General features: G+C 58.6%; 20 protein-coding genes. 6 read left to right on the top strand and 14 right to left on the bottom strand.

Translation table 11 applies throughout. The features are described from left to right. Positions 1-44 precede the first annotated feature (44 nt). The 6 genes from WBG04_RS14610 to rlmN all read right to left on the bottom strand — a co-directional run bounded on the left by WBG04_RS14610 (position 45) and on the right by rlmN (position 5017). Positions 45-494: a hypothetical protein gene (locus WBG04_RS14610; protein ID WP_424315188.1), complete on the bottom strand. Its 450-nt coding sequence runs from the start codon at positions 492-494 to the stop codon at positions 45-47. 319 nt (positions 495-813) lie between these two features. Then, entirely contained in the window at positions 814-2196 is a 1383-nt protein-coding gene (dacB, locus tag WBG04_RS14605) for a D-alanyl-D-alanine carboxypeptidase/D-alanyl-D-alanine endopeptidase (RefSeq protein ID WP_424315187.1), read from the bottom strand. A 6-nt stretch (positions 2197-2202) separates the two neighbouring features. Further along, positions 2203-2793, bottom strand: a complete 591-nt coding sequence (locus WBG04_RS14600; RefSeq protein WP_424315186.1) for a SprT-like domain-containing protein — start codon at positions 2791-2793, stop codon at positions 2203-2205. 46 nt (positions 2794-2839) lie between these two features. Further along, the gene (locus tag WBG04_RS14595) at positions 2840-3235 is read right to left on the bottom strand and encodes an RNA-binding S4 domain-containing protein (RefSeq protein WP_424315185.1); all 396 of its coding nucleotides are present in this window, start codon (positions 3233-3235) and stop codon (positions 2840-2842) included. A gap of 267 nt (positions 3236-3502) precedes the next feature. After that, entirely contained in the window at positions 3503-3910 is a 408-nt protein-coding gene (locus WBG04_RS14590; RefSeq protein ID WP_424315184.1) for a type II secretion system protein GspG, read from the bottom strand. A 63-nt stretch (positions 3911-3973) separates the two neighbouring features. Next, positions 3974-5017 (bottom strand): 23S rRNA (adenine(2503)-C(2))-methyltransferase RlmN, encoded by a 1044-nt coding sequence (gene rlmN / locus WBG04_RS14585; RefSeq protein ID WP_424315183.1) that lies wholly within the window; start codon positions 5015-5017, stop codon positions 3974-3976. A 202-nt stretch (positions 5018-5219) separates the two neighbouring features. On the opposite strand from rlmN, the gene galK reads away from it, so the two are divergent. Continuing rightward, positions 5220-6398, top strand: coding sequence for a galactokinase (gene galK / locus WBG04_RS14580; RefSeq protein WP_424315182.1), 1179 nt, complete (start codon positions 5220-5222; stop codon positions 6396-6398). Between the two features lie 18 nt (positions 6399-6416). Further along, positions 6417-7931 carry a sulfatase family protein gene (locus WBG04_RS14575; protein WP_424315181.1) on the top strand — a complete coding sequence of 505 codons (1515 nt, stop codon included), beginning with the start codon at positions 6417-6419 and terminating at the stop codon, positions 7929-7931. Positions 7932-7952: 21 nt separating this feature from the next. Here WBG04_RS14575 and WBG04_RS14570 read toward each other — a convergent pair whose 3' ends face one another. From WBG04_RS14570 to WBG04_RS14550, 5 genes are all read right to left on the bottom strand, one after another. Continuing rightward, the gene (locus WBG04_RS14570; RefSeq protein ID WP_424315180.1) at positions 7953-8645 is read right to left on the bottom strand and encodes an aromatic aminobenezylarsenical efflux permease ArsG family transporter; all 693 of its coding nucleotides are present in this window, start codon (positions 8643-8645) and stop codon (positions 7953-7955) included. Beyond that, positions 8642-9115: a nitrophenyl compound nitroreductase subunit ArsF family protein gene (locus tag WBG04_RS14565; protein ID WP_424315179.1), complete on the bottom strand. Its 474-nt coding sequence runs from the start codon at positions 9113-9115 to the stop codon at positions 8642-8644. Before WBG04_RS14565 ends, WBG04_RS14570 begins: the two co-directional genes overlap by 4 nt. Positions 9116-9129: 14 nt before the next feature. Continuing rightward, on the bottom strand, positions 9130-9363 hold the full coding sequence (locus tag WBG04_RS14560; RefSeq protein WP_424315178.1) for a thioredoxin family protein: 234 nt from the start codon (positions 9361-9363) through the stop codon (positions 9130-9132). Between the two features lie 24 nt (positions 9364-9387). Next, positions 9388-10428, bottom strand: a complete 1041-nt coding sequence (locus WBG04_RS14555) for a permease (protein ID WP_424315177.1) — start codon at positions 10426-10428, stop codon at positions 9388-9390. Between the two features lie 110 nt (positions 10429-10538). Continuing rightward, positions 10539-10820: an ArsR/SmtB family transcription factor gene (locus tag WBG04_RS14550; RefSeq protein ID WP_424315176.1), complete on the bottom strand. Its 282-nt coding sequence runs from the start codon at positions 10818-10820 to the stop codon at positions 10539-10541. Between the two features lie 418 nt (positions 10821-11238). Between WBG04_RS14550 and fabV the strand changes: the two genes are divergently transcribed. Beyond that, entirely contained in the window at positions 11239-12432 is a 1194-nt protein-coding gene (gene fabV, locus WBG04_RS14545) for an enoyl-ACP reductase FabV (protein ID WP_424315175.1), read from the top strand. A gap of 246 nt (positions 12433-12678) precedes the next feature. Further along, on the top strand, positions 12679-13224 hold the full coding sequence (locus WBG04_RS14540; RefSeq protein WP_424315174.1) for a hypothetical protein: 546 nt from the start codon (positions 12679-12681) through the stop codon (positions 13222-13224). Between the two features lie 126 nt (positions 13225-13350). On the opposite strand, the gene WBG04_RS14535 is transcribed toward WBG04_RS14540, so the two are convergent. From WBG04_RS14535 to WBG04_RS14525, 3 genes are read right to left on the bottom strand one after another with little or no spacing between them, the layout of a single operon-like run. After that, positions 13351-14097, bottom strand: a complete 747-nt coding sequence (locus WBG04_RS14535) for a DUF2459 domain-containing protein (protein ID WP_424315173.1) — start codon at positions 14095-14097, stop codon at positions 13351-13353. A gap of 26 nt (positions 14098-14123) precedes the next feature. Then, complete coding sequence (locus tag WBG04_RS14530; RefSeq protein ID WP_424315172.1) at positions 14124-15311, bottom strand: FKBP-type peptidyl-prolyl cis-trans isomerase; 1188 nt, start codon at positions 15309-15311, stop codon at positions 14124-14126. A 35-nt stretch (positions 15312-15346) separates the two neighbouring features. Beyond that, a complete protein-coding gene (locus tag WBG04_RS14525; protein ID WP_424315171.1) occupies positions 15347-15643 on the bottom strand; it encodes a DUF3817 domain-containing protein in 297 nt (98 codons plus the stop codon). A gap of 114 nt (positions 15644-15757) precedes the next feature. Between WBG04_RS14525 and hprK the strand changes: the two genes are divergently transcribed. Further along, entirely contained in the window at positions 15758-16708 is a 951-nt protein-coding gene (gene hprK, locus WBG04_RS14520; protein WP_424315170.1) for an HPr(Ser) kinase/phosphatase, read from the top strand. A 98-nt stretch (positions 16709-16806) separates the two neighbouring features. Then, positions 16807-17073, top strand: a complete 267-nt coding sequence (locus WBG04_RS14515; protein ID WP_424315169.1) for an HPr family phosphocarrier protein — start codon at positions 16807-16809, stop codon at positions 17071-17073. Positions 17074-17278: the final 205 nt, after the last annotated feature.

Raw genomic sequence — 17278 nt, 5'->3', positions numbered from 1 at the left:
GGCGAACAGCATTTGTCGTTCGTGGGTGTAAATCGTTGGTTGGATCAGAGAACTCCAAGTCCTCCGTCGTCCATGTTGAGATCAGCCTCGCTGATCCGGGTGAATGCGTCTTCGGTGCAGACCACGAAGTAACTGTCGCGGCCTGCCAGTTTGACGGAACCATCCGCCTTCAGGCCGATCTTGTCCGCCCAGTCCTTGGGAATCGTCAGCTTGCCCTGATTGCTGATGGTGACCTGCTTCGAGGTCATCCGCAGCGCACCGGCCAGCTTGTTCTTGTTTCCCTGAGGAATCTCCGCCGCTTGAATCTGGCGGAACTTGTCCTCGAAAGCTTCCAGCGTGAACACCTTGATCACCTTCTCGCCCTGCTCCTTCGAAACCTGCAGGCGAACCGCATCCCCCTCGTCCGGACGGAAAGCGACCGGGACGGAAACCCGATACTTCGGGTCCATCTTATAGTCGTAGTCACTTTCGTAGACTTTGGGTGAAACAGACATCGGGTGGGCGCCAATTCGCTGACGTGCCTCGAACTACACCAGAGTACACCAAAGTTCGCAAGGTTTATTGAACAATCCCGAAATAATATTTTAACTCACTAACTATCAATAGGTTAAGAAGTGTATTTTGGTGAATAAGCGACCATATTAGATGAAAATTTTGCCAGTTTTGGTGGGATTTTTTAGAATTTGGAGCCTGAAAATCCAATAAACCAGCAGTTCAGTGATTCTCGGTGTACTTAAAATCCAGCCGGTGGACTCCAGCGTACTTCAGCCCCGAATCGAGCTCATTCCCGGGCAAAGAGTCACAAAAACCGTCCTAAAGCCCCATCGCCGCTTCCAGCAGTCGATCCCTCCAAGCGTCCAACTCCGATCCATCGAGGTAATGGTTGAAAATCAACCCAAAGCCGAGTACCTCTCCGGACCCGCTTTCGACATAACCCGTCCACGACCTCACCGACGACATCGCTCCCCCCTTCCACAGGACCGCCCCACCGTGAGCGGCGCTCAGCGAGTTCCGGTAAATCTCCCCCCCTGCCTGCTGAAGCGCCAGCCACTGGACCCTTGCCAGACCTTGCGCCGAGACAAAGTCCGCACGAGACAAGCCCGAGCCATCGACGACTCGAAGCCGCTCGATGCCTCGCTCGTTCCAATACTCGCTGAGCACCTCCGCCGCAGCGCCTCCCTCCTTCACCCCCAGCATCTGGAACAAACACTCCGTTTCGTGATTGTCGCTTCGGCCATGCAATCCCGGCAGGATCTCCGCCACCGTCGGTGACAGGTGGTTCAACCATAGGTGACTTCCCTTCGCCGTCCCGGCGCGTGGTGACCCGGCAATCGTAATCCCCCGCTCGACAAGCAAGCGATGCAGATGAAAAGCCGCGAACTCCGCAGGATCCGGCACCGCTCCTCCCACCCCAAATGCGGCTCCCTGAGGCACGGTGCCTGTCAGCAAAATGCGAGTCGCTCTTGGCCCACCGTAGATCATGACCCCATCGCCACTGCCCGCCGCGCCCGTCATCACCTGATTCAACCACGTCACTCCGGGAACCTCTGGTCGAGCTCCGACAAACTCCGCCGGCTCCCCGACCGTTCCGTTCGGGCGAAAGACGGCGACGAATCGGTTGTGCTCCAGATTCAATCCCGAGACCGGGCTGCCGTAGCCATTTCCCACATCGCCCCAGCCCCAGAAGTCACCGGCCATGCTCGCGGGAAACAAGGAACCATCTCCGACCACCCCCCCGTCAATCCGCCACAGTCCCTCTTCCTTCAAACGGTCTGCGATCCCTTCAAGATCCTCCATCGAGAGCATTGGATTCCCTCCCCCGAGTATCCCGAGATCCCCCGCGATCCGACCATCCAATGGTTCTTCGGAGACAAGCCGAGTCGCGAAGCGGAATTCAGGCCCTAACAGATCCAGTGCCGCCACCGTCGTCAGCGTCTTGAAGGTCGAAGCCGGAATCATCGGCATGTCGCCATTCATCTCGGAAAGCACCTTCCCATCCTTGTCCATCAGACAAAACCCGATCGACACCCCGGGAAGCTCTTCCCTCATCGCGGCAAGTACATCCGCAAGAGGATCCGGCGATGGCAGCTCCCCGATCTCAGTCACGCCTGGACTCTGATCCGGCGCTTTCCCGGCAAGCATCCACAAGCTGCCAGCCAGAGCCAGACTGAGCAGGACGGTCAAAACATTCCTCATCACCGATCAAGCTCTCCCTTGAAGTTTCCTTTCCATCAGCAGAAAGCGCTCATCGAAGCCTCCTCCCGCGTATCTACGACAACACTCGTAGCAAGCCGCTGACCCGCGAATCCGGCGGACCCTCTCGATCGTGGTCGCACAATGAGCACATGAGTAGGCGAACTTCCTCGCCACCCGCCGACCGCCGAATGGCAAAGCATGCTTCACCGTCTCACCCGGAATCCCAAGCTCCCGGCAAGCCAGCCTCCATTCCACACCATGGGCCGAGATTTTTCTGCGGCCAGCCCGCTCGTAAGCCACCAGATGCGCCAGCTCGTGCCTCACCGTCCGCCACAGCTCTTCGTCACCGAATTCTCTGAGCTTGGGATTCAACTCGATCACTCCGTCGGGCCACCACGCCCGCCCGGCCGTGGTCTGCAAGCGAGTATTCCAGCCTACCGTGACCCGCTCCGCCAGCGCTCCGAGGCCAAGCGTTTGACTGGCATCCTTGCACCAGCCACTCAGCGCCTCGTCAGGAACCGGAACGCTCCGCTTTCCCCTCCGGCTCCAAGTCCTGCCGCCCAGACGACGCTTGATCTTCTCGCTCCACACTTCCATCCGGCAGAAAACTAGCGCTCTCAAGCGCGAAGGCAATCCCACCAGCTCAAAACTTTTGGCTCTCGATATCCCGCCGATCCTTCTTGGTCGGACGCCCCTGAGAACCCTCTTTCCGGAAGCTCCGGTTCTCAGCCCACAATCGCCGTGCCTCGGTCACATCCTCGGGCGTCAGGTCCTCGCAAGTCTCCCGTGCCAGCGGTGCACTGACCCTGCGCTCGATCAAACCAAGCACCTTCACGACCCGGGTTCCCGGCCCTTCCTGAAACGGCAACTCCATCAACTCTCCAACACGAACCACCGAAGAGGCCTTCAGGATCCTGCCATCGGATTTCACCCGACCACTCTCACATGCCTTCGCGGCAAGCGAGCGCGTCTTGAACAGACGCACCGCCCAAAGCCACTTGTCGAGTCGCACGGTTTCCACAGACCATTGATCGCGCATCGAGGGCGTGATTTCAAGCCACCGATTCCAGTTCAGTCACTAAGGCGATCAAGCTAGGGGAGAAATCGAAATAAAACCGCAGATGAACGCCGATGAACGCAGATTGAAAAGGGATGTTTTCTTGAGATCTAGCCGTTTTCTGGAAAGTTGGCTTCGGATTCCGGATTAAAATTCAGTATTTCCCGGGATCTGCGTCCATCCGTGTTCATCTGCGGTTGAAGATGGAAGTTCTAACGGTCGGCAATTCCCTAGCTTGATCGCCTTGGTTCAGTCACACAACGAACTCAAATCATCCTCGTTTCCGAATACTCCGTCAGGCCCGGCTGAACAAAGCTCGAAGGGTGATCCGTCTTCATTCTCTGAAAGGTGCATGTAGCGATATTCATTCTGCCACGGATCAACGGGGATGCGATCCATCAGCTTCACCCAACGATCACCCTCCGCCAACGTAGCAGGTTCATTCACCAATACAGCAAGCCCCTCCTCGGTTCTTGGGAAGCGTCCCACATTAACCTCATACATTCTGAGAGCTGCGCTGAGCGTGTTGAAATCACTTAAAATTCCCGAATGGACCGTGCCCTGAGACGAGGTCACTACACCAGTTGAGATTGCTCCAAAGACGATCACCCCAGCCAACCCCAATACCACAAATATCTCTATTGCGACTCTCTTCATCACCGACAGCGATAGAAACCCGCCGCCTCGACTACTTGCCGGTGAATAGATCCAAACCCAAACCTACACCTCCGAAGCCCGACGTTTCTTCGCCGTGCTAAGTTGACCACATCCCGCCCCGACATCGATGCCCCGACGCTGTCTCACCGTCACTGGCAATCCCGCATCGAGCAGCACCTGCTGGAAAGCCTCCACCTTTTCCCACTCGGGCGCCTCACCCCCATAACCTTCGGTGGGATTGAGTGGAATCAGGTTCACATGAACGGTCATGCCTTTCAGAAGATCTGCCAGACGGAGAGCATGCTCTCGATCGTCATTCACGCCACCAATCAGGGTCCACGCGATGAATACCTCGAGTCCCTTGATCTCGGTATACTCGCGGCACGCCGCCATCAACTCCGCGAGCGGCCAGCGCTTGTTCACGGGAATCAGCTTCCCACGCTCCTCATCGGTCGCCCCATGCAAGCTGACCGCCAGAGAGTATTTCTGTGGATGGCGGGCAAGCTTGAGAATGCCAGGCACGTGACCCACCGTACTCACCGTCACCTTGGTCGAACCGAATCCCATCCCGCGGGTATCGGTTAGAATATCGAGGGCTCGCATGGTCTCGTCGAAATTGTGCAGCGGCTCGCCCATCCCCATCATCACCAGATTGCGAATCTTCTCCCCATGTCGGCGCTCAACCTCAACCGCCACATGCCGCGCTTGGGCAACGATCTCCCCGGCCGTCAGATGACGACTGAATCCCATCTGTCCGGTCGCACAAAAGACACATCCCATCGCACAGCCGACCTGCGTGCTCAGGCACGCAGAAAAGCGTCCCGGGAACCCCATCAACACCGACTCGACCTCCGCCCCATCGGACAGGCGCAACAAGAACTTGTTGGTCCATCCATCGCCACTGGGAGTCTCCGCGACTTGCTCGACCTGCGTCCGCAGCTCCCCATCCCACGAATCGATCCAGCGTTTGAGAGGACCGAGCATGTCCTTCTCCACTCCCCGCTGCAGCCACCGGAACAAAGGGAGGGCGTGGGAACGACTCACCCCATCCCGAGCGAGCATTTCGCTGAGTTCTTCGAATCGTATCCCATCAAGCGCGCCGCCCACCTGCGAAGCCTTTCTGATCGGACGAAACGATCAAGTCCGTTTTCGTTCGCCTGCGCCTTCGATTGTGCCTTCGGGGTCCGGCGGCCGGGAAGAAACATCCTCCGGGAGCACTTCGGACAAGCAGACTCAGCCGATGAGCATCGATTTCCCCTGTTCTTCTTCCCCATCGAATTGATTTCCGCTTTCCTCCTCCCAGATACCCATGTCGCTGCAACTCAACACCCCTCTTGCCGATCTCGCCAACGATGCGGCCACCCTCCTACGGGAAAACTTCAAAGTGGAAGCCACGGTCACCGCCGCCGCCCCCGGACGGGTGAATCTGATCGGCGAACACATCGACTACTGCGATGGCTTTGTCCTGCCATTCGCCATCGACCGCTATGTTGTCATCGCCGCGAGAAGCAATGACTCCCGCAAAGGTCGAATTGGGACCACCTTCGATGAACCTGTCACCCTCAACTTGGACAAACTCAAGGAACCCGGAATCCCCAAGTGGGCGAACTACATCCGCGGAGTGATTCGCGGCTTCCAGGACCGGGGGCACCACATCCCTGGATTCGACGCCTTCATCGTTTCTTCCGTCCCGCTCGGTGCGGGGCTCTCATCATCAGCCGCTCTCGAATGTGCCATGGCCACCCTGCTTGAGGGCCTTCTCGATACCGTGCTTGAGACCCGCGAGAAGGGACTCCTCTGCCAGAAAGCCGAGCACGACTTTGCCCATGTTCCCTGCGGCATCATGGACCAGTTCGCCTCCGCATTCGGTCAGCCAAACCGACTGGTGCTGATCGACTGCAAGACCGGAGAACCCGAACTGGTCCCTTTTGAAAACCCTGATCTCACCGTCCTCGTCTCCAATACCAAAGTGAACCACGAACTCTCGGACGGCAGCTATGCCGAACGCCGGAAGAACACCGAGGACGGTCTCGCCATCATCGGCAAGAGTTCCTGGAGGGATGTGACCATGGCTGACGTCGAAAGCGCCTGGGACGACTTGGGTGATCCGATCAACCGACGCTCCCGCCATGTGGTCGGCGAAATCGAACGCACCATGGCGGCAGCAAAGGCTCTTGAAGCCGGCAATTTCGAAGTCCTCGGAAAGCTGATGGCCGAAAGCCACGCATCTCTCCGCCACGACTTCGAAGTGTCCTGCAAGGAACTCGATCTGATGGTTGAAATTGCCAATAAGATCGGCCGCGAGGGCGGCGTGATCGGAGCCCGCATGACGGGAGGTGGATTCGGCGGCTCCACCGTGACCCTTTGTGAGTCCGGAAAAGCGGAAGCCATCGCCTCCAAACTCGCCGCCGACTACGAAGCAGCCACTGGCATCAAGCCCGACATCTTCGCATCCCGACCATCGAGAGGAGCTCACCTCCTCAAATAACGAGAATCAAATCTTGTCATGCGTTTCCTGCTGTTTTCGCTCTTGCTCGTTTCAGGGCTCCATGCAGCACCTCCGAATATTGTCATCCTCTACGCCGATGACATGGGTTATGGAGATCTGGGTGCCAATAACCATGACTCGAAAATCCCCACACCAAGTCTTGATCGGCTCGCCGCCGAAGGCATGCGCTTCACCGACGGGCATTCGTCCTCCGGCATCTGCACTCCTTCGCGCTACGCACTGCTGACAGGAAGGCACCACTGGCGCGACTTCCACGGGATTGTCAATGCCATGGGCGCCACCGTTTTCAAGCCCGACCAGCTGACCCTGCCCGGCATGCTGAGAGAGAAGGGTTATACGACAGCCTGCATCGGCAAGTGGCACCTCGGCTGGGACTGGGATGCGATCAAGGTTCCCGGCGCCAAAACAAATGCTGACGAGAATTCACGAAAGAAATCCCGGTTTTGGGGCCACGAGGACTTCGACTGGTCCAAGCCCATTCCCGGCGGACCGCTCGCCCGGGGATTCGATTACTACTTCGGTGACAATGTCATCAACTTTCCTCCTTACTGCTGGATCGAAAATGACAAGGTGACGCGTGTTCCCGATGTTAGCTTCACGCCGGGTCAGCACAAGACGACCACCAAGGAAGGCAACTGGGAAGCACGCCCAGGACCGGCGCTGGCCGATTGGGACTTCTATCAAGTCCTGCCTACCCTCGCCGACAAGGGAGTCGCCTGGATTGAATCCCAGAAAGACTCCGAGAAGCCCTTTTTCCTCTACTTCCCCTTCCCCTCACCTCACGCCCCGATCATTCCCAACGATGAATTTGACGGCAAATCCCAGGCGGGGCCCTACGGTGATTTCGTTTACCAGACGGACCATATTTGCGGTCGACTGATGGAAGCGCTTGAAAAGGCGGGCAAGTCCGACAACACCCTCATCATCTTTACCGCTGACAACGGTGCGGAGTTTTACGCCTACGCTCGTGACGAAAAATATGACCACTGGTCTTCCGCTCCACTGCGCGGCCTCAAGCGCGACATCCATGAAGGTGGCCACCGTGTCCCCTTCATCGTCAAGTGGCCCGGAGTCATCAAACCCGGCTCCGTATCCAACGCCCTGATCTCTCAGACCGACATCCTCGCCACACTCGCCTCGATGGTGAGCTATGAGCTTCCTAGTAGCTCAGCCGAAGATTCCTTCGATTTCCTTCCCTACCTGCGTGGCAAAAGCGATGCCGGCCCGCGGGACGAGATGGTCCACAACACTTTCAAAGGAAAATATGCCTTCCGCCAGGGTGATTGGCTCCTGATCGACAGCAAATCAGGTGACGAACGGAAGGTTCCCAGTGCCTGGATGAACAAGCACAAGGTTCCCGAGGACAGCCAATCGGTCGGCCTCTACAACCTCAAGGACGACATCGGCCAACGCCACAACCTTGCCGCCAAGAACCCCGAAAAAGTCGCCCAACTCCAAGCCCGACTAAAAGAGATCCGCACCGGCGAACACAGCGCACCAAGACTCGATTGAGCACCCCAAGGAGCAGCGACTTCAGTCGCCAAGCAAGCCGAGCGTGTCCCTTGCCGTAAGATACAGCCCAGCAGCTAGCAAAAGAACACCCGTTGCTTTGAGAATCCATGGCTGCGCCTTCGAAACACCACCTGCTAGTTGCGAGGCCGCCCGTGTGCTGAAGATCATGACCAACGCGAAACCCGCCACCGGTGCCGCAGTGCCGATACCATAGAGCGTGACGGGAAGCACGATCCATCCGCTGCCGAGCGCGAGTGGCACCAAGCTGCCAAAAAACAAAGCCGCCGAGACAGGACAGAATGAAAGAGCGAACAAAAACCCGAGCACCAACTCACCCGCCAACCCGCGCGACGCCCATTTTTTCGCGCTAGCCTGGCTGGTGAACGAGGATTGGAACGGCAGCGAGATCAATCCTAACAACACCATACCAGTGAGGATGAGCAGCGGCCCGAGCAGCGGAGTCATCCAGCGCTGAAGCCCCTGCGAGATCCCCGGCGCGGAAGCGAGACCAGCTGCTAACAACCCGGCGATCGCCACATAAGCCGCGACTCGCCCGAGCGTGTAGGCCAGCGTGCCGGCGATGGCGCGTTTCCGCGAATCCACCCGCCGCGACAGATAGGCGGTGGCCGCCAGATTCGTCGCTAGCGGGCACGGACTCACCGAGGTCAGCATGCCGAGCCAGAGCCCGGTTCCGAGGATGACGGTGTAGGTCACGAGCCGAGGTAGGCACGGATTTGCGTGCCGAGATAGTGGTGAAAGCCTGGACCGTCATCGAGAAGATCCCAGACTTTGCTCATGTCTGCCCACTCGGATTCTCTGCCGCCCTTCCGATGGCTGAGAATCACAGTTTTCGAGGTGAGTTGATAGTCGTCCGTATAATGTTGGTAGCCGGGCTCGTCGGTATCGATGACCCGGAATACAAGTTTACCACTAGCGAGCTCAGCGGCGAAATCCTTCTCCGCAGTTTCCTTGGTCAGGGCTTCGATTTTTTGGCAGGACTCGCAGCGCGTGCCGGAAATAAAATAGGTCATGACCACCTGATCGCCGGTGACGGCAGGCAGGTTCTCCGTCCCCGCCGGAACGGCTTCGGCATGGGACTTCTGATACTCCCGGTTTGCCCAGATGGCCAGACTGCCAAGGACGACGATGAGCAGGACGCCGCGGATGATTTGTTTCGCGATCATGGCAATTCGAGGTGTTAGGATTTGAGCATTTTTTCAAGGTCCGCATCGGACGGGACCCTGCCCGCCACTTTGAGTTTGCCATCCACGACCAGCGCAGGGGTGACCATCACACCCATTTCCGCGAAGCGGATGAAGTCGGTAACTTTTTCGAATTCGTAGTCGAGACCGAGTCGGTCAGCAGCGGCTTGGGCGGAGGCGGCGAGCTGATTGCATTTGGCACATCCGGTGCCGAGGATCTGGAGCTTCATGGCGTGTTGATGTTAGGTTGGGTGTCACATGATGAGATTGAACAGGCAGCCGATCAGGATGATGCCCGTGGCCACGACACCGAAAAACACGGCGATCAGGCGTGGCTTGAGCACTTTGCGCAGGATCACGGCCTCCGGCAGCGACAGCGCGATGACCGACATCATGAACGCCAGCACAGTTCCCAACGCCGCGCCCTTGCCTAACAGCGCCTGCACGATCGGGATGATGCCCGCGGCGTTCGAATACATCGGCACACCGATGATGACCGCCAGCGGCACCGACCACCACGCGCCCTTGCCCATGATGGATGCCATGAAATTCTCCGGCACGTAGCCGTGGATACCCGCGCCCACCGCGATGCCAAGAATCACATAGATCCAGACCTTCCCCACGATTTCCTTCACCGCTTCCAGGCCGAGGCGGATTCGGGCGGCCGCGTCGATAAGTTCATCCTCGCCGGCATCGCCGGCTTTGATCTGATAGACCCAGTCCTCGACGTGCTTCTCCATCTTCAGGCGGCCGATGATCCAGCCGCAGAGGATCGCGATGCCCAACCCGGTGCCCAGATAGATCGCCGCGACCTTCCAGCCGAACAGGCCGAACAACAAGACCAGCGCCACCTCGTTGACCATCGGCGCGGCGATCAGAAACGAGAACGTCACACCGAGTGGAATGCCCGTGGTCACAAAACCGATGAACAAGGGCACCGCCGAGCACGAGCAGAATGGCGTGACGATCCCTAACAGCGCGGCCAGCACATTGCCCGCCGACTCGCGCCTTCCTGATAGAATCCGCCGTGTGCGCTCCGGCGAGAAATACGAGCGCACGATGCCCACGCCAAACACAATCAGCGCCAGCAGCAGCAGCACTTTAGGCGTTTCAAAAACGAAAAATCCGACCGCAGCTCCCAAATGGGAATCATGCGGCAACCCGCAAAGCGTGTGCGTAAACCACGCGGCAGCGGGCTCAAGATTGCGATACACCAGCCACCACGCGACCAAGCCAGCAGCGATCCACCACAGCCTTCCGCCGCGCCTCTTTCCTTCCCCGGCATGCGCATCCATATTCCCGCATTGCCCCGCCTCCGCTGGCTCCCCTTTCGATGAGGACGTTTGGGATGACCCACCGGAACAACAGGCGCTCGATTCTTTGGATTCGGGTGTTTTCACGATTATCAGGCAGTCGAGTGTTCCTTCACGCACAGCGAAATATTCGCCACACAGGGCATCAGCAGGCGGTAGTAGACGCGTTGACCCCGTTTCTCATCGGCGACGATGCCGGCGTTTTTCAAGACCAGAAGGTGCTGCGAAATCGTCGGCCCACTGAGTTTCGGCAGCTCCGGCATCTCCATCAAAATGCACACACAGCATTCCCCGTTCCCCAAGCGCTCCACCATCGCCAAGCGCGCCGGATGCCCCAAAGCCTTGAACACCTTCGCCCGCTGCTGCACCGTCATGTCCCGTTATTTAGCTAAATAACAAATTAATGCAAGGATGAACTTGTGGGCCCATTTCCAGGGCGATCCAGTCAGGTCGAAAACCGGCTCCCGCTGAGCTTGTTCTCTGTGGGCAGATTGCGGAGGCCTTGGGATCAGCCTGCTGGGATCTAACTTCGTCGACTGGGAGGACGACCAGAAGTCCTGGTCGCAAGCGCTGCTTTGCTTACTCATGGGAAGCTGAAACAAGTCCGGAAAACCACGCCCCACCAGCCCGACCGATTACCGAGCAATTGCATGGAAAGCGTCGCGCTGGGAAGCCTCATGTTGGGCCGTCAGACACCAACAAGGAACTCCCCCATCATGCGAATATCCGATCAAAGCTATTGAATCCCCGCGCTTGCCGCCTCCAAATCCACGCCCTAGGCTCAACCGCAACATGATTGTTGCGCCCAAGATCCGCGGATTCATTTGCACCACCTCCCACCCCGAAGGTTGCGCCAGGCACGTCGCCGACCAGATCGCCGTCGTCAAGGCACGCGGCCCGATCGACAACGGACCCAGGAAGGTCCTGGTGATCGGATCCTCGACCGGCTACGGCCTCTCTTCACGCATTGCCGCCGCCTTCGGCTGCGGTGCCGACACGATGGGCGTGTTCTTTGAAAAGCCGGGAGATGAACGCCGCACCGGCACCGCCGGGTGGTACAATACCGCCGCTTTCGAAAAGGAAGCCACCGCCGCCGGACTCTACGCCCGCTCTTTCAACGGCGACGCCTTCTCGAATGAAATGAAGGCCACCGTGATCGAAGCCATCAAGGCCGACATGGGTCAGGTCGACTGCGTGATCTACTCGCTCGCTTCGCCACGCCGCACCAATCCCAACGACGGCGAGACCTACAAGTCGGTGCTCAAACCGATTGGCCAAGCCTACACCAACAAGAACCTCAACACCGGCACCAAAGTCGTCGATGAGATCACCATCGAACCCGCCAGCCAGCAGGAAATCGATGACACCGTCGCCGTGATGGGAGGCGAAGACTGGGAGATGTGGATGGACGCCCTGCAGGAAGCCGGCGTGCTTGCCGAAGGGGTGAAGACCGTCGCCTACTCCTATATCGGCCCTGAAGTGACTTGGCCAATCTACACCAACGGCACCATCGGAGCCGCGAAAGAGGACGTGGAAAAATCCCAGCGTGCCCTCGATGAGAAGCTCGCCCCGCTAAACGGGAAAGCGTGGGTCTCGGTCAACAAGGCACTCGTCACTCAAGCCAGTTCGGCCATCCCCGTCGTGCCTCTTTACATTTCCATGCTCTACAAGGTCATGAAGGCCAAGGGCAACCACGAGGACACCATCGAACAGATGGACCGCTTGTTCCGCGATCGCCTCTATGGAAAGGCCGATCCCCAGCCTGATGACAAAGGGCGCATCCGCATCGACGACTGGGAAATGGAGGCCGGCATTCAGGCCGAGGTCGACCAGGCTTGGAAAAACGTCAACACCGACAACCTGCACGAACTCGCCGACATCGAAGGTTACGACTCCAGCTTCCTGCGCCTCTTCGGTTTCGGCCTGGAGGGAGTGGATTACACCAAGGAATGCGATCCGGCGACCGGCGTTCCCTCGCTGGCCTAGAGCCTGCAATTACCGTCTAACAGGCCCGTTCCTTTCGAGACCGGAGTCCGAAGAGACGCGCCCTTGGTGCTCCCAATTCAGCCGTGGTTAATGGCAAGCAGCTTCACGCTTCCTGCTGTTAGTCTTGCAGTCTTGACCACATTAATAGTTCGTAACTTGCTTGTATTTAGGAGAATACGACTCGTTTCATATTCTAACGTGATCCCGGTATATTAATAAAACCAAAGTATTGGCATCATGTCTCCAATGAAACGCACCTTGCTCCCACTGATTGCCGCCCTGTTCGTGCTCCCCGCATCAGCAGAAGAAAAGCCGCAGAGCGATGATCGCCCTGTTCCATCGCAACTGACTTCCAACGAGAAGGTGCGCATTCTTTCCACCGCCAACCGGATGCTCGACAACGCGATTGCCTACCACGGCGACGGAACCGCCACGACGATCTACCAATCAAACGGTCGTCGCCTGCTCCTCGAAATGCGCGGACTTGTGGTGCGCCAACTGATTCATGGATCCGTTGCCATCGAGGAGCGCGAAGCCGGTGTTACCCGCCGCTTCTACGCCCAACTCCACGCCGACTCATTCCGGACTTCCGCCAGCGGCGGCAAGAACTGGACGGCTTGGCAGAATTCGTCCTGCCCGATCTTTCCATCCCACATCCTCGTCGAGGAGGTCGATGGTAAGTTGACGATCTCCGCGCCATCACTCGCCAGATTTTCCCCTTCGCCCGATCCCAAGGTCATCCTTCCAGAAGGAGAGCTGATGCCCCACGAACGGATCATGGCGCAACGTTGAGATTTGCCCTAACAAAGCGTTCCCCGATCGATATCCTCTCCGGCAACGGAGAGGATATCTTTGTATCCGAGAGGACGCACCCATCAAGCTTGGCGCCCAAGTCGCCACCTGGCGGAAGGGATTGAATCAGGCTTCAGGTCCCTCATCGGGCATCTGCCATTCGGGTGCCCAGATCTGCTGGAAACCATTCTCCGGACGAGTCACCTGTCTGACCATACCATCGGCCGACAGACCGCGATAGCCACCGATCTTGAAGCCAGCGGCACGCAGGGCATCAACCGTCCAGATATTACAAATACGAGGAAAGTAGTAAGAGTGGGGAGACCGGATCAGCAATCCCTCACCCCAACTCGACTTGGACACGGTCACCGGGACGCCATTCTCATCCCTGACCGAACAATGATTCAGAAACGCCGCCAGAGTGGCACCAGCCGATTCGGGGGCGAAGCCCTGATAGAGCCGCTGGGTCGGCATCACTTCCGGGATATTCCAGTCCATTGGAATGATTTCCATCACCGAGGCCGATGGCAGGAACAGGGCGTCGATGACCTGAAAAGGCGTCAGCCAGCGCTCCTGGACGTAAGCCGTTTCATCTCCCCAACTGAAGACCACGTGCTCGTGTTCCCCGATTTCCGGAGGCGGCACGTAACCATGACGCTTGAGCCAGGCGAGCTTGAGGATCAGCCCGGTATGCAGTTCGTCGGCGAACATCACCACCGGCACATCCGGCGCTGCCACAAGCTCAACCGCTTCCGCGCGAGTCGCCATTTCGACACGCTGCGTCTCCTGCTTTTCCTTCGGGAAATGAAGGGCGCACGACCCCGTGAGGAACGGGAAAGACAGCAGGAAAAGCCGCCCAACTCCCGATCTCATGGTGGTCGTCGATCTGGTTCTCCGACTTAGCGGACGATCTCGAGGAGCTCGATATCAAAGACAAGCATGCCGCTTGGAGCACCGCCTTGCGGGTTGTCACCGTAGGCAAGATCGGCAGGAATCCAGAAGCGACGCGTCTCGCCGACGTTCATCAGCTGCACCCCTTCGGTCCAACCCTTGATCACCTGATTGAGCGGAAACTCGGTCGGCGCACCACGGGTCACCGAGCTGTCGAACATCTTCCCGTCAGTCGTCCAACCGGTGTAATGCACTTTGACCGTATCGGTCGCCTTCGGCTTCTCACCCTCGGCCGCCTTGATGACCTTCGAGGCGAGACCGCTATCGGTCTTGACCGCATCGTCAGGCACCGCGCCGACATCTTCGGGCACCGCCGGAGCAGGTGGTGCCTTCTTGAAGGAAATCAGCTCAAGCTCGGCGACCACGAAGCCACCCGGAATGCGCGACTCGGGCAACCAGCACTTGCGCTTTTCTCCGGCGACCATGTCACCGAGCGCTTCGGCAAGTTCCGGAGGAAGACCCGGACCACTGAGTGGCACGCTTGGAGGTGTCGGTCCGCTGCGGGTATCCTGCAGTGGCTGACCTTCCATGCTCGACGCGGTCATGTGAAAGGTCACCACGTCATCGGCTGCCGGCTTCTCGCTTCCTTCACCCTTTTCGATGACCTTGTAAGCCACACCACCGGCGGTCTTCTCGGTATCTTCAGGTGGCTTCGGAGCCTCCTTGATGGAAATCAGCTCCACGTCGAAAACCAACATGCCACCCGGACGACCTCCTCCTGGATTTTCCCCGTAAGCAAGATCAGCGGGGATCCAGAAACGTCGTTTCTCACCCTCGACCATCAACTGCAGACCTTCGGTCCAGCCCTTGATCACTCCATTGAGCGGAAAGCTCGTCGGCTCACCTCGCTCAACCGAAGAGTCGAAGAGTTTGCCGTCAGGCGTCCAGCCGGAATAATGAACGGTCACCGTATCGGTCGCCGATGGCTTCTTCTCACCCTTTCCTTCGGTCAGGACTTTGTGTTGAAGTCCGCTCTCGGTCTTGAGGGCGTCTGCGGGTGCGGCGGCTACGTCTGCTGGTGTCTCTGGCATGGTTTTGGCGGGTTTCCCTTCTTCCGTATCAGCGGCATGCAGGGAGGCGGGCGCGGCCAGGACAAGCGAGGCGGCGACAAGTTTGGTAAGGGTCCGGAATTTCATGGACGGCGGAGGCATCGACGTAAAACGTCCCCATGTCAACCTCCCGCCTCATCCTTTGCCAAACGGCGGTCGATCAAAAACGGCCCAAACGGCAAGAGGGAAGCCACCACCACCAAGGCGGAATCCTTCGTAGAAAGGGACTTGGAGCCCCAAGCGGCTGCCGTCACCAGCATCAGCAGCACGAAAAGCCCCCCATGCGCCGATCCCGTCACCCTCACCGCCATCGGCATCTCGGCCCAGTATTTGAGCGGCATCGCGATCCCGAGCAGCAGCAGGTAGGAAATCCCTTCGGCCATGCCGATCCAACGAACCCGCCCCACGGGGTCTTTCATTGATGGTTTACTCACGTCGGCCTCTGGCTCGGGTAAGGGAATCAAACTGTCAACTCAAGGATTCCGCCCCGTCTTTTCCATCGCCTCCCGCCCGCCGTCATCTACCATTCCGCCATGCCTCCGCGGATCAAACAAACCACTTCCGTCTCCATTGGCGATTTCTTCGAGCGTCACGGCGAAGCTCTCTCGATGAAATTGCTCAGCGAGGAGAAAGGCTTCGACCACCCGATCCGCGAACCCGCACCCAACCGTCCGGGGCTGGCATTGGCCGGCTTCTTCTCCTATTTCGCCAAGAAAAGGATCCAGGTCCTCGGAAACTCCGAGATGTCCTATCTCAAAAAACTCACCCTGGAGATGCGCGAAGAGCGTTTCCTCAGGATGTGCGAACGGGACATTCCGGCCATCGTCATCGCGCGCGGCATCGATTTGCCCAAGCACCTCCTGCCGATTGCCGCCAAATACAGCATACCGGTCTTCACCACCAAACTGGTGACGATGAAATTTCTCAACCTCGCCACGCTCAAGCTCGAAGCGGAGTTCGCCCCTTCGACAACGCTCCACGGCTGCATGGTCGATGTGCGCGGCATCGGCGTCCTGATCATGGGCAAAAGCGGCAGCGGCAAGAGCGAAACCGCGATCGGCCTGCTGGAACGAGGTGGCGCGCTCGTCGCCGATGACATGGTCCGCATCCGCTGGGCCAATGGTGAACTCACCGCCACGGCACCCGCCCTTTCCCGCGGCTACATCGAAATCCGCGGCATCGGGATCGTCAACGTCGCCAACCTCTTCGGCCTCGCCTCGATTCGCCCGGAAAAACGCCTCGACCTCGTCGTCAATCTGACCGCCCTCGCCGACCAGAACGACGTCGACCGCCTCGGCCTCCAGCCGAAATCCTTCGAAATCCTCGGCCAGAGCGTGCCGCTTGTTGAAATCCCCGTGGCTCCCGGCCGCGACACCGCCCGAATGGTGGCCATCGCCGCCCTCGACCAGCAGCTCAGACGCCTCGGATACAACATGGCCGACGAGTTCAACGACCGCTTGATGCGCCACATGGGCAACGCCTGAATCCGTCTGGCTCCAACGCCCGTAAAAAACCCATGGACGAAGGCACTTCCTCTACCTAGACTCCGCCCGGCTCTCAGCCCCTTCTTCACCCTTCCAAGATGGCTCAACGCGAACTCACCATTCAAAACAAGCTTGGCATTCACGCCAGGCCCGCCGCTCAATTCGTTAAAACGGCGAGCAAGTTTTCCTCAGAAATCCGCGTCGAAAAGGACGGCGAGGAGGTCGATGGAAAAAGCATCATGGGCCTGATGATGCTCGCTGCCGGAAACGGATCGGTGATCATCGTCGCCGCCGAAGGCGAAGACGAAGAGGCCGCCCTCGCAGCTCTCGCTGACCTCATCGATCGGAAATTCGAAGAGGACTGAAGCCTCCGGATTCCCAAGCTCATTGAGCCTCATTGCCGCCCGCGAACTGCGGCTTTGACGCAGGGGCTCCCCCCTGTCTCTCCGGATTTTCAGGGGAAATGGCCGGCCACGCCGGGTAAATCCATCGCCGCCCTGCCGCTGGCCACCACCCCAAACCCTCACCTGGGCGCAACCAGCGTCGAAAGACTATAGCCAGAATTCGCTC

The sequence above is a fragment of the Haloferula sp. genome (assembly GCF_049672945.1).
GTDB lineage: Bacteria > Verrucomicrobiota > Verrucomicrobiia > Verrucomicrobiales > Akkermansiaceae > Haloferula.
Note: the sequence above shows the minus strand (reverse complement) of the source record. Positions and strands in the feature narration are given on the sequence as shown.